Raw genomic sequence first — 12,023 nt, 5'->3', positions numbered from 1 at the left:
CCATCATCAACTAGGGAGCCTAAGATGATTTCGAAACTTAAACTGGCGGGCGCCGCCATTATTGCCTCCATGGGCATCTCCGCGGGTGCATCCGCACAGGAGTTTATCTCCATCGGTACAGGCGGCGTGACCGGCGTCTATTACCCAACTGGCGGCGCGATCTGCCGTCTGGTGAACAAAGGCCGCAAAGAGCACGGCATCCGCTGTGCCGTGGAATCCACCGGTGGTTCTGTTTACAATATCAACACCATCAAAGCCGGTGAGCTTGAGTTCGGTGTTGCGCAATCTGACTGGCAGCACCACGCCTATAACGGCACTTCCAAGTTCGCAGACAACCCGTTCCCTGACGTGCGCGCGGTGTTCTCTGTACACCCGGAACCGTTCAGCGTGATTGCACGCTCTGATGCCGGTGTGAACAGCTTTGCGGATCTTAAAGGCAAGCGTGTAAACGTGGGCAACCCAGGCTCCGGCCAGCGCGCCACCATGGAAGTTGTGATGGAAGCCTATGGCTTCACCATGGACGACTTTGCTCTCGCAACCGAATACAAAGGTTCTGAGATGGCGAAGCAGCTGTGTGACGGCAACATCGACGCGATGATCTACACCATCGGTCACCCTGCCGCGGCCATCAAAGAGGCCACCACCACTTGTGATGCGAACCTCGTGAACGTGACCGGCCCGGAAATCGACAAACTGGTTGCCGACAACCCGTTCTACCGCGTCGCAACCATCCCAGGTGGCATGTACAAAGGCACCGATGGCGACACCACAACCTTTGGTGTGGGCGCAACATTCGTGACCTCCGCAAACATCTCTGACGATGTTGTCTATGTGGTGGCGAAGTCTGTGATGGAAAACATCGAAGACTTCCGCAAGCTGCACCCGGCGTTTGCTAACCTTGACCCCAAAGAAATGGTTAGCGACGGCCTGAGCGCACCAATCCACCCAGGTGCGGAAAAAGCATACAAAGAACTCGGCCTGAAATAACTCGGGTTCAAATCTCTAAAAAACTACAAATGCGCCCCAGAAATGAGGGCGCATTTGGCCAAGGGCTAGACGAGGACAAAAATGGTTCAGGACCCCAATAAAGATGGCGCTGCTTCCGCCGATGCTATGGTCGCAGAAGTCGACACCGGTGCGCGCAATGCCACGGGTTTTCAAGGAAAACTCATCATCGCGATCTGTATCATCTGGTCGTTGTTTCAGCTCTATATCGCGTCCAAACTCCCCGGCACGCTCGCCCAACTCACCGGGCTTTCTGATTTTGCGAATGTGGTCAGCCAAGCGCGCTATATCCACCTCGCATTTGCGATGTCACTGGCGATTCTGGCCTTTCCGATGTTTAGAACATCGCCGCGTGACCGCATCCCGCTTTATGACTGGCTGCTCCTGATCATCGGTGTCAGCGCCTGTCTTTACCTTGTCTTCTTCCGCTACCAGATCGCGGATCGTCCCGGCCTCTGGACCAGCACCGACATCACCATGTCCGCTCTTGGCATGATCGTTTTGATGATCTGCGTGTATCGCTCGCTCGGCCTGCCACTTGTGATCATTGCTGGGGCCTTTGTGCTCTTTGCCTTCTTTGGCGGCAACTCCGAGTGGGTGCGCGAGATCACCAACTACGGTGGCGCCTCCTTGTCCAAGGCGCTTGGCCATTACTGGATGCAGACCGAAGGCGTCTTTGGTGTCGCATTGGGTGTCTCCACCACAATGATCTTCCTCTTTGTGCTTTTTGGCGCATTGCTGGATCGCGCGGGGGGCGGCAACTGGTTCATCAAAGTGGCCATTGCCCTCCTTGGCGCGCTGCGCGGCGGCCCGGCCAAGGCCTCGGTGCTTAGCTCCATGATGACCGGCATGATCTCCGGTAGCTCGATTGCGAACACCGTCACCACCGGCACATTCACCATCCCGCTGATGAAGCGCATTGGCTTCCCTGCTGAGAAAGCCGGCGCGGTTGAGGTGGCCTCTTCGACCAATGGTCAGCTGACCCCGCCTGTCATGGGGGCCGCAGCCTTCCTGATGGTTGAATATGTAAACATCCCCTACATCGACGTGGTCAAACACGCCTTCTTGCCTGCGGTGATCTCGTACATCGCGCTGCTCTACATCGTGCATCTCGAAGCGCTGAAAATGCAGATGCAGGGTCTGAAGAAGGCCGGTCGCCACATCGGACCGATCATGATCCTCGTGTTGTTCCTGACCGGCTTCATCGGCCTTGGCGCAATCACTTTCGCAATGATCGGGATCCGCAATGTGCTGGAGCCAATGGTGGGCGACAGCATCTATATCGCGGTCGCACTGGTTGCCGTGATGTATCTTGGTTTGCTCTATGTGGCGTCAAAATATCCAGACATCGCAATGGATGATCCAAACGCCCCATTGGCAGCGCCTCGTCTGACACCAACCCTTTTGGGTGGGGCTTACTATGCGCTGCCGATCTTCATTCTGGTTTGGAACCTGATGGTGAAAACCGAGAACCTGGATCGTTTGTCCCCGGCGCTCTCGGCCTTCTGGGCGACGATCTTTATGATCATTGTGGCGGTGACACACCGCCCGATCAAAGCGTTCTTCCGTGGCGAAACGGCCGTGAACGCCGCTTTCACCCAAGGCTGGAACGACTTTGTACAAGGCCTGATCATGGGCGCTCGGAACATGATCGGGATTGGCGTGGCGACCGGTGCTGCAGGCATCATCGTTGGCACCATCAGCCTCACCGGTGCTCACCAAGTGATTGGTCAGGTGATTGAGGTCATCTCTGGCGGTAACCTGATCATCCTGTTGCTCCTGGTGGCGGTTCTGAGCCTGATCCTTGGCATGGGCCTTCCAACCACTGCCAACTACATTGTGGTCAGCTCGCTGATGGCACCTGTTATCGTGGGCGTTGGTGCGCAAGCCGGCTTGGTTGTGCCGCTCATCGCGGTCCATATGTTTGTGTTCTACTTCGGCATTTTGGCGGACGACACGCCACCTGTGGGCCTTGCTGCCTATGCGGCGGCTGCGATCTCAAGAGGCGATCCGATCAAGACCGGTGTGCAGGGCTTTGCCTATGACATCCGGACGGCACTTTTGCCCTTCATGTTCATCTTCAACACAGATCTTCTGCTGATTGACGTGAGCTTTGGAAAAGCTGTTCTGGTGTTCTTTATCTCGCTCATCGCGATGCTGATATTCGCGGCCGCAACCCAAGGCTATTTCATAGCTAAATCCCGCAAATGGGAAAGTGCGGCGCTGCTGTTCATCGCTTTCATGCTCTTCCGACCGGATTTCTTCCTCGACCAGGTGTCAGAGAAGTATCAGACCATGGTTGGACCGGAAGCGGTGCAATTGGTCGGCGCACAGCCTGAAGGTGCGCTGGTGCGCTTTAAGGTCGAAGGCCCGGACTTTGACACCGGCGATAACCGCACCACCACCGTCACGATGATCTATCCCGGCGGCGATGCTCTGACGGCGATGTCAGACGGCGGCCTAAGCGTGTTTGAGGAAGACGGTAAGCTGCTGCTCGAAGAGCCCTTCCCCGGCACGCCCTACTTTGGCCAGTTGGGCACCGAGTATGATTACTACGGCGATCAGCCTGTGGTGATCTCGCAGGTGCAAGTCGAGAACGAGCGGATGCCAAAAGAGCTGTTTTTCATCCCGGCGCTGCTTCTGCTTGCAGGCTTGATGATGATCCAGCGGCCACGCGCCACACAACCGGCGTTCTAAGGAGAGAAAGTCATGTTTAAGACAATCTTGCTAACCGTGGACGTCAACGATCTGAAAGGCTCTGAGCGCCCCGCAGAAGCCGCGCGTGTGATGGCAATGGCGGATGGGGCTGAACTGCACGTCATGAACGTCGTGCCCGACTACGGCATGTCAATTGTTGGCTCCTTCTTCAGCCAGGATCACAACAAGCTGATCCTGAAAGAAGCCAAAGCGGCATTGGAGGATTGGGCCAAAAGCGCGCTGGCAGGTGTAGAGAACCTGCGCCTGCATGTGGATCAGGGTACAATCTATGATCTCGTTCTAAAGGAAGCCAAAAGCGTAAAGGCCGATGCGATCATCGTTGGCGCCCACAAATCCCAGCTGAAGGACTATCTGATTGGCCCCAATGCCGCACGTATCGCGCGGCACGCCAAACAATCGGTGTTTGTGATCCGCTGATCCGGCACTTTCAAAAAAGGCCCGTCGCGCAGTGCGGCGGGCCTTTTGTTTTTGCCCACGTGCTGAGATCAGAGACGTGCCACAGTGCTTTCCCAGTGTTTGGCAAACACCTCTGCGCCATTCTCGGATGTTTTCAGATCAGCCGTGATCAGGAAGTTCTGCCCATCGGTGCGCATGGAAACATCTGCATAGATCTCAACTTTCCAATCCCCGCGCGCCATAGTGCGCCGCCATGTGAAGTGGTTTTCAGCGGAATTCGGATCACGCTCGACAATCGAGAACCGCTCTTCCACACGGGCTCCGGATATGAGGCCGGTGCCCAGATCCTCTGTAAGACCCGTATCACCCACAATCTCCAGAGTAAGCTGTTGGGAACCCACATCCTTGGTGACTGTCTTCATATTTTCCGACGCAGAAACCTGACGTGTGCGCCGCGGCTTCGCCGCCTTTGGCAGATCAAAGGAAACGGATGTTTCCTCCGCTATTTCTTCGCGCACCGGCAATGAGAGAATACCGCTTTGCAGCGTCAGCACCGCCGTTTCTGCCTCTGGCCAGACATAGGGCCAATAGCTCGAAGACAAGGCCAGTCGGAGCTGATGCCCGGCAGGCAGCTGATAAGCGCAGTGGTCCAATGTCAGCGTCACATCCATGGGCTGATTGATCGGCAGATCGACAAAAGCCTCGTGTCCATCACGATGCCGAAGATTCAGCACGCCATGTGTGATCAAAGTGCTTTGCCCGTCAGGGTGCACATCGCACAAACGCGCAATCAACTGCGCCTTTGGCTTGTCCGCCGAGAGCTTCAATCGCACTGTGGGCGCGCCAACAATCGCGCGGGCAGCGGTGACAACCTCTGTCTCAAAACAGCAGGACAAAGCGTCGTCTTCGCGCTGATCAGCAGGCAATTCCCCCGGCGCTGTCCCGGCAGGTGCCAGTGAAACCGGGAAATACTCGCCAGTGGCCTGTCCGCAGAACAGAGCGGGCGCAACGATACGCTCCGCTGGGCCTTCGGTCTCTGAAAGTCTCTTTCCGGTCAGGAAAAAACTCTCAGCTGGCGCGTTGACGTCTTTTGCGGAGTCCGTAATCCATCGCCCTGGGCGCTCATCATAGATGGTCGCCGGTGGCACGCTGTCCATCACCCATCGGCGCATGTCGGGCAGCGCTTCTACACCGTTGTCGATGCCCTTAAGCCAGCGATCCCACCACCGCAGCATTTCCCCCAGAAAGTCGATCTGTGGTCCCGGCGCAGCAAAATGAGGATACTTATGGATCCAAGGCCCGATGAGGCCTTTCACAGGTGCGTCGAGGTTTTGGACGAGATGCGCGATGGTGTTGCGATAGCCATCGTGCCAGCCGCCCACGCTCAAAACTGCGGCCTTGATCGCACTATAGTCCTCACAAACGGACCCATGCTTCCAATAGCCATTGCGCGCTTGCTCCTGCACCCATTTCTCCGCAAGGAATGGCGTGTTTTGCAGCCGTTCAAGCCAGACTTCCCGCCAGCTCTCACCAACGATTTCTGGATCAGGAGGCAAGGCAAACCACCCCAGGACGGTTGCCGCCCAGCCGGTGTTTTCGCCAAGCATGACGCCGCCTTTGTAGTGGATGTCATCGGCATATCGGTCAGTGGTTGAGCATATGCTCACCACAGCCTTAAGTGCTTCGGGTGCTAGAGCCGCGATCTGAAGACCGTTGAAACCGCCCCAGCTGATACCCACCATACCAACGCTGCCAGAGCACCACTCCTGCGCCGCCAGCCATTCGACCACCGAGACGCCATCTGCAAGCTCTTGTGGTGAGTATTCATCGTCAAACAGGCCTTCGCTGTCGCCACAGCCGCGCATGTCCACGCGAACACAGACATAGCCGTGTCCAGCCATATAGGGATGGGTCAACGCGTCCCGTTCAGCAGTGCCATCCCGTTTGCGGTAAGGCAGGAATTCGAGGATTGCGGGCAGTGGTTCATCGGTCTCAGGTCGCCAAATCCGGGCGGACAACAGGGTGCCATCTGGCATTGGAATTTGAACATGCGGATGCTCATTCACTTGATAGGGAAAATCTTCCACCGTTTGCATCTCAAACTCCAGTGCTTGCGGTCACAACTTTTTGTCAATCTGTACAAACATTTGCATCCCCGCAAGAAAAAGCGAGATTGGTCCAACCTCTGGACAGCTCACTCTTCTGCAGCGATCAGCTGTTTGATGAGGATGAGACGCGCAATCAACATCAGCACAAAACAGAGAGCGAAGGAGAGCGTTCCGCCAATGGTCGGTGCAGACAGCACATAGATACCGCCGCCAATCAGCGAAACCGTCGCATAGAGATCTTCTTTCAGAACCGATGGGGTCACATTGCAAAGAACATCGCGGATGATACCGCCCACGATACCCGTGATACAGCCGATCACCACAGCAATGGCGGGATGGGTGCTCATATCCAGCGCGACACGCACGCCCACAAGAGTGAACAGTGCCAACCCTATGGCATCAAGTTGCATCAGAAGGCGCAAACGTCTGCCATTGCCTGACGGAAGGCGTGTGGCGACAAAATACATGGCAACGGCTACGGGCACCGCAGTGGCGAGATAACTCAGATCCTCAATCCAGAACACCGGCGTGCGGCCAAGCAGCAGATCCCGAAGCGTGCCACCACCCACGGCGGTGGCGACACCGATCAAAGTGGCACCAAAGAGATCCAGCGTATGTCGCACCCCTTGGATCGAAGCAGAGGCCGCCATAACGGCGGTCGCGATAATTGTTGTGAAGGTGACAAACTGGGTAAGCGGGTCGATCATAGGTAGCGACTTTCAAGTGGCCCCAAATGGCGCAGATTGATGCGCAACGACACATCTAGCTGACATTATTAAGGGGGCCGAACGCCCCCCATTCTTTTCACCTGCCGGTCCCTGTTCCCAAACGCCATCTGCCTTATTTTCTGCGGCGCGAGGAGTTGCTTTCACTATAGGAGCGGTGATTCGCTCCCGTCAACTGTCTGGGATCTCAAATCGCAAATCTGCCAACCAGAGCTTGGCAAGATGCATAACATTAGCCGTTTTCGCGCAGCACAGCGCCTGCCAGATAAAGCGAGCCGCAAATCAGGATGCGCGCTTCCGGGGATTGCGCCGAAATGGTCGCTATCGCCTTGGCAACACTTTCAGCGACATGTGCCGTAAGCCCGGCCGCATTCGCATGTTCGGCGGTTTCTTCTGCCAGGAGCGTGTTGGCTTCTCCCGGAATGGAAACCGCGTGCAGGCTGTCGGACACCTTAGCCAAGGGTGACAAGTACCCAGAGACGTCTTTGGTGTTCAGCATGCCACAGATGAGATGTGTTTCACGCTTGGGCAACCCTGCGATATGGGAAGCCAAAGCCTGCCCTGCCGCTGCATTGTGCCCACCGTCGAGCCAAAGCTCAGCGGAGGCAGCCGCCTCCACCAATGGCCCCTTGCGCAAGCGTTGCATACGCGCAGGCCAGAAAACATCCCGCATGGCCGCTTCGCAGGCTTCCGCATCGCAACCGAGGTGGCGCAACGCCGCCAAGGCCGCACCGGCGTTTTGGATCTGATGTGCACCTGGCAAGGCAGGGAGCGGCAGATCCAGCAGGCCAGTTTCATCCTGATAAATCAGGCGGCCGTGTTCCTCATAAACATGCCAATGCTGCCCATAGGCGATCACCGGAGCTCCCAAACGGGCTGCGGTTTCTTCAATCACCTCCATCGCCTCTTCCGGCTGAGGACCAACCACAACAGGGATCCCGCGCTTGATGATCCCAGCTTTTTCAGAGGCGATCTTGGCAAGCGTGTTCCCGAGGAACTGCTCATGGTCGATAGAAATTGGCGTGATCACGCACAGCTTGGGATCGTCGATCACATTGGTCGCATCCAGACGGCCTCCAAGACCGACCTCAAGCAAGGTGTAATCTGCCTGCACGCGCGAAAATGCGAGCAGAGCCGCGCAGGTCGTGATCTCAAAATAAGTGATGTTCTGGCGCTCGTTGGCCTCCCAACACTCATCCAGCACCTGTGTCAGATGCGCCTCGTCAATCAGCTCCCCTGCGAGCCGGATACGCTCGTGAAACCGGGCGAGATGGGGGCTTGTATAGGCATGGACCGTTTTGCCGGCACCTTCCAACCCGGCGCGGATCATCGCCTGTGTGCTGCCCTTGCCGTTGGTGCCCGCCAGATGGATAACCGGAGGCATCTTCTTCTCCGGATTTTCAAGCGCATTGAGCAATCGCCACATGCGATCCAACGTCAGATCAATGATCTTGGGATGCAGCGCCAGCATCCGGGCGAGGATGGCATCTGATGTGTCTGAAGTGTGGGTCATTTGCGCCTCCGAAACAGTGAGCCCGCCCTAAATGAAAGCGGGCTTCCGGTCAAACAAACCGAAAGCCCGCAGCTCAATAAAATTCTGAAAACTTACGCGTCCTGCGCAGTGTCCTCTTCGGCCTCGCCCAACTCTTCCTGGGTTGGCGCCGGCAGGTCTCCTTTGACGGCCGGAGGCATGTCCATCAGCATGCGGATGATCGTCACCAGCTCGTCCTTCATTTCGGTGCGTTTAGTGACGCGATCGAGCATACCGTGATCCAGCAGGTACTCCGCGCGCTGGAAGCCTTCTGGAAGCTGTTCACCGATGGTTTGCTGAATGACCCGTGGACCTGCAAAACAAATCAATGCGTTTGGCTCAGAGATCTGCACATCGCCGAGCATCGCGTAAGACGCCGTCACACCACCTGTGGTCGGGTGGGTCAAAACCACGATGTAAGGCAGACCGGCTTCTTTCAGCATCTGCACAGCAACCGTTGTGCGCGGCATCTGCATCAGCGAAAGGATACCTTCTTGCATACGCGCGCCGCCTGCGGCTGAGAACAGCACCAGCGGGCGTTTCATGGCAACCGCACGTTCGGCAGCGGCTATGATCGCATTGCCCACATACATGCCCATGGAGCCGCCCATGAAAGAGAAGTCCTGACATGCAGCAACAATCGGTGTGCGCCCGATTTCGCCTTCTGCCACCAGCATCGCTTCTTTCTCGCCGGTCTTCTTCTGCGCCGCCTTCATGCGTTCCGGATATTTCTTCTGATCGCGGAACTGCAGAGGATCGGCCAGCGGTTCGGGCACCTCGACCTCAACAAAGACACCACCGTCAAAAAGTGCCTCAAAACGGTCGCGGGCTGTGATCGCCATGTGGTGGCCGCATTGGGTGCAAACGTTCTGATTGCCCTTAAGCTCGCGGTGAAACAGCATCGTGCCGCATTCGTCGCACTTGGTCCAAAGGTTGTCCGGCACCTCACGGCGCGAAAAGATCGAGTTGATCCGCGGGCGGACATAGTTTGTGATCCAGTTCATGTGATCAGGGTCCTCTGGCTTCCAATCAGGCACCGAAATAAGACGCCACGTCAGGAATTGCAATCTATGGCGTGCTCTCACCTGCGGGAACGGTCGAAACCAGCCTGCTGTGATTGGCGTTTCCTGCTCCCAGGGCGCGCTGGCGGCGGGGCAACACTTTGTCAGCAAATGTGAATTTGTGTGCCCCAATTGATGAATGGGCGTTTGTCTCATCTCAATCAATTGGGTAGATAATAGAAAATCGAGCTGCGCATCGTTTCGCAGCCAGAAACAATTGAGCGGGACTCACTAATCGATATGGCACGTAGCAAGCGCGTTCTTCAGCAGTTTTTTCAAGCTGGCCTGGCACGCTATTGGGCGCGTGTCGCAAGCAAAGCAGCACATGAAGACTTAACCCGCCTGCGCCGTCAGCGACGGCGCGCACGGACTTTGCGCCATCATCTCGACATGGTGATTGCGATTTCCGAGAGCCGGCTGGCGTTGCCCATAATCGGCTCCAACGCCTTTCCTAAACCCCACGGAACCGATTGGTCTTGGCGTCCGGCCCTGTGGCGCGAACCCAATCCCACGAAGGGCTTGGCTGGCGTTCAAAACAAAGAAAAACTCGGCGACGAGGTTACGCTGTTTCATGATTGCCGCATCTCGGAACTGACACTTCGCCAATTACGCAATCATCGCGAAAAGGATCTCGCACCGTTTGGCCTGCGCATGGATGTGTTCCGTTTTGACGGCTCGTTTCTCTCTCTGGTGATCGACCTGCCACCGGAGTCAGTGGCCGGTCTCCGCCGGGAGCATGTCCTGCGGCTCGATACCATTGTGGAAATGGAAAAGCCGCTTGAAATTTTTGCCCGTCTCAACATCCGGCACGGGCCAAACACCGAGCAAATTGTGCGGGAGCTGCCACTGCATGACGAGGACATTCGGGTTGAGTTCGATCTTGCTTATTCCAACCTGAACGAAAAGCGGGTCGAAAAGATGTGGATCGACCTGATTTTCGAAGGCCCTGAGATGAACCAAGTTGTCCTCAGAGATGTGACATTTGCCCGCCGCCCCCGCGCAGAGTTCTAAGCCTGCTGTGAAAAGGATCGAGATATGAGTGAGTTAACGCTGACCAAGACCCGCCTTTTCGAAGGTGTTTGGGAAGGTGTCCTGAAATATGAGAACGGTCAGGGACCGGTTCCAAAGGTTGACGTCACCTACCTTGGGGATCCGGTCAACGGGGTGCAGATTGACGCCACCGACACTCAAGACAGCTGGCGGCTCCGCTTTCCGCTGCCAAAGGAAAGCCTGTCAGATGGCGTGCAAACCCTGCTGATCACTGATCAGCTGAGTGGGGACCGCCTTGAAACCTTAAGCTTTGTTGCAGGCGAAGCGCTTGCTGATGATCTGCGTGCTGAAATCGATTTGCTGCGGGCAGAGCTCGACATGCTCAAACGGGCCTTCCGGCGTCACTGTGTCGAAACGATGTAAGCGCGCGCTTTGAAACGTGATACTTAGATTTCCAGTCAACGATAGGATCTTCTCATCACCGATCTGTTTCCAATGAGTCAGCCGCAACAGCTGTTGTGGGGCACCGTGGTGCTTAGTGCCTGCGCGATCATTCATGTCGGCTTTTTGTCTCTGATGATCGAAGCGCTTGAGAAAATTGGGAAATGGGTGACGCAGAGATCAAGGTTCCTCAGAACAGCGGTGGTGACCGGTGCGGCCTTCGCCATGATTGTCGGATCTCACACAATCCAGGTCTGGCTCTGGGCTTATGTGCTGATCTATATGGGCGCGTTTTATTACCTTTATGACGCGCTCTATTTCTCGCTCGTGACCTATACCACCGTCGGCTATGGCGATGTTGTGCTGCCCATTCAGTTTCGCGTCTTTGGGGCCTTTGGCGGCGTGACCGGCATTCTGTGCTTTGGCATTTCCACCGCGTTTCTCGTTTCCCTGATCAGCCGGCTGTTGCCGCGCTCGCTCGACTGAGCAAAGGCAATATGCCTCAGTTGAAATCCGGCCTCTGAAACCTAAAATTAGATCATGATGAAAATTGCATACACGATGGCGCATGGGCGCGGGAAACTGGATTTGCTGCTCGCGGAGCTGGCAGATCGGCTGAATGATCGCGGTTTGACCGCACGTGGTATTGTGCAGACCAACACGGGCTGTGAGACCGATCAGCGTTGCGACATGGACGTTCAGGTGCTGCCGAGCGGACCGATCATTCGCATTTCCCAAGACCTTGGCAAAGAAGCCAAAGGCTGCCGTCTTGATCCGGACGCCATGGCCACGGCAATCACCGCTGTGTCGCAATCCATGGAAGAGCCTTACGACGTGTTCCTCCTGAACAAATTTGGCAAGCAGGAAGCCGAAGGAAAAGGATTCCGGGATCTGCTGGCAGAAGCGTTGGAGAATGGCGCGACGGTGATCGCGGGCACCAACCCGCTGAATGCCGCAGTGTTTGAAGAGTTTGCCGGGGGCATGGCCACGCAAGTGGAGCCCAACATCGACGACCTGCTTGCCTGGTATGATCAGGTAAACGCTTAAA

The 12,023-nt window shown here is 56.3% G+C and carries 11 protein-coding genes; 7 read left to right on the top strand and 4 right to left on the bottom strand.

The features are described 5' to 3' along the window. Positions 1-24: 24 nt before the first annotated feature. The 3 genes from J7412_RS03370 (at position 25) to J7412_RS03360 (ending at position 4,140) form a co-directional block, all read left to right on the top strand. Positions 25-987, top strand: a complete 963-nt coding sequence (locus J7412_RS03370) for a TAXI family TRAP transporter solute-binding subunit (RefSeq protein WP_209077091.1) — start codon at positions 25-27, stop codon at positions 985-987. 81 nt (positions 988-1,068) lie between these two features. Next, positions 1,069-3,702 (top strand): TRAP transporter permease, encoded by a 2,634-nt coding sequence (locus tag J7412_RS03365; protein WP_209077089.1) that lies wholly within the window; start codon positions 1,069-1,071, stop codon positions 3,700-3,702. Positions 3,703-3,714: 12 nt separating this feature from the next. Next, positions 3,715-4,140, top strand: coding sequence for a universal stress protein (locus tag J7412_RS03360; RefSeq protein ID WP_209059379.1), 426 nt, complete (start codon positions 3,715-3,717; stop codon positions 4,138-4,140). A 68-nt stretch (positions 4,141-4,208) separates the two neighbouring features. On the opposite strand, the gene J7412_RS03355 is transcribed toward J7412_RS03360, so the two are convergent. From J7412_RS03355 to accD, 4 genes are all read right to left on the bottom strand, one after another. Then, complete coding sequence (locus J7412_RS03355; RefSeq protein WP_209077087.1) at positions 4,209-6,215, bottom strand: CocE/NonD family hydrolase; 2,007 nt, start codon at positions 6,213-6,215, stop codon at positions 4,209-4,211. A gap of 98 nt (positions 6,216-6,313) precedes the next feature. Continuing rightward, on the bottom strand, positions 6,314-6,934 hold the full coding sequence (locus tag J7412_RS03350; RefSeq protein ID WP_209077085.1) for a trimeric intracellular cation channel family protein: 621 nt from the start codon (positions 6,932-6,934) through the stop codon (positions 6,314-6,316). A gap of 250 nt (positions 6,935-7,184) precedes the next feature. Further along, positions 7,185-8,465, bottom strand: a complete 1,281-nt coding sequence (locus tag J7412_RS03345) for a folylpolyglutamate synthase/dihydrofolate synthase family protein (protein ID WP_209077083.1) — start codon at positions 8,463-8,465, stop codon at positions 7,185-7,187. A gap of 92 nt (positions 8,466-8,557) precedes the next feature. Beyond that, positions 8,558-9,487, bottom strand: a complete 930-nt coding sequence (gene accD / locus J7412_RS03340) for an acetyl-CoA carboxylase, carboxyltransferase subunit beta (RefSeq protein ID WP_209077081.1) — start codon at positions 9,485-9,487, stop codon at positions 8,558-8,560. Positions 9,488-9,784: 297 nt separating this feature from the next. On the opposite strand from accD, the gene J7412_RS03335 reads away from it, so the two are divergent. From J7412_RS03335 to J7412_RS03320, 4 genes are all read left to right on the top strand, one after another. Further along, the gene (locus J7412_RS03335; protein WP_209077079.1) at positions 9,785-10,555 is read left to right on the top strand and encodes a DUF6478 family protein; all 771 of its coding nucleotides are present in this window, start codon (positions 9,785-9,787) and stop codon (positions 10,553-10,555) included. Positions 10,556-10,579: 24 nt separating this feature from the next. Beyond that, complete coding sequence (locus J7412_RS03330; protein ID WP_209077077.1) at positions 10,580-10,957, top strand: hypothetical protein; 378 nt, start codon at positions 10,580-10,582, stop codon at positions 10,955-10,957. A 72-nt stretch (positions 10,958-11,029) separates the two neighbouring features. Then, positions 11,030-11,461, top strand: coding sequence for a potassium channel family protein (locus J7412_RS03325; protein WP_209077075.1), 432 nt, complete (start codon positions 11,030-11,032; stop codon positions 11,459-11,461). A gap of 54 nt (positions 11,462-11,515) precedes the next feature. After that, positions 11,516-12,022 carry a DUF2478 domain-containing protein gene (locus tag J7412_RS03320; protein WP_247743730.1) on the top strand — a complete coding sequence of 169 codons (507 nt, stop codon included), beginning with the start codon at positions 11,516-11,518 and terminating at the stop codon, positions 12,020-12,022. Position 12,023: the final 1 nt, after the last annotated feature.

The organism is Shimia sp. R9_3, from assembly GCF_017743755.1.
Taxonomy (GTDB): domain Bacteria; phylum Pseudomonadota; class Alphaproteobacteria; order Rhodobacterales; family Rhodobacteraceae; genus Shimia.
The sequence above is the reverse complement of the archived record's forward strand: the minus strand, read 5'-3'. Positions and strand labels throughout refer to the sequence as shown.

Coding starts and splice junctions, on each gene's coding strand:
- J7412_RS03320 (WP_247743730.1), top strand. CDS start 11,516: ATGATGAAAATTGCATACACGATGGCGCATGGGCGCGGGAAACTGGAT.
- J7412_RS03345 (WP_209077083.1), bottom strand. CDS start 8,465: ATGACCCACACTTCAGACACATCAGATGCCATCCTCGCCCGGATGCTG.
- J7412_RS03335 (WP_209077079.1), top strand. CDS start 9,785: ATGGCACGTAGCAAGCGCGTTCTTCAGCAGTTTTTTCAAGCTGGCCTG.
- accD (WP_209077081.1), bottom strand. CDS start 9,487: ATGAACTGGATCACAAACTATGTCCGCCCGCGGATCAACTCGATCTTT.
- J7412_RS03350 (WP_209077085.1), bottom strand. CDS start 6,934: ATGATCGACCCGCTTACCCAGTTTGTCACCTTCACAACAATTATCGCG.
- J7412_RS03365 (WP_209077089.1), top strand. CDS start 1,069: ATGGTTCAGGACCCCAATAAAGATGGCGCTGCTTCCGCCGATGCTATG.
- J7412_RS03330 (WP_209077077.1), top strand. CDS start 10,580: ATGAGTGAGTTAACGCTGACCAAGACCCGCCTTTTCGAAGGTGTTTGG.
- J7412_RS03355 (WP_209077087.1), bottom strand. CDS start 6,215: ATGCAAACGGTGGAAGATTTTCCCTATCAAGTGAATGAGCATCCGCAT.
- J7412_RS03370 (WP_209077091.1), top strand. CDS start 25: ATGATTTCGAAACTTAAACTGGCGGGCGCCGCCATTATTGCCTCCATG.
- J7412_RS03325 (WP_209077075.1), top strand. CDS start 11,030: ATGAGTCAGCCGCAACAGCTGTTGTGGGGCACCGTGGTGCTTAGTGCC.
- J7412_RS03360 (WP_209059379.1), top strand. CDS start 3,715: ATGTTTAAGACAATCTTGCTAACCGTGGACGTCAACGATCTGAAAGGC.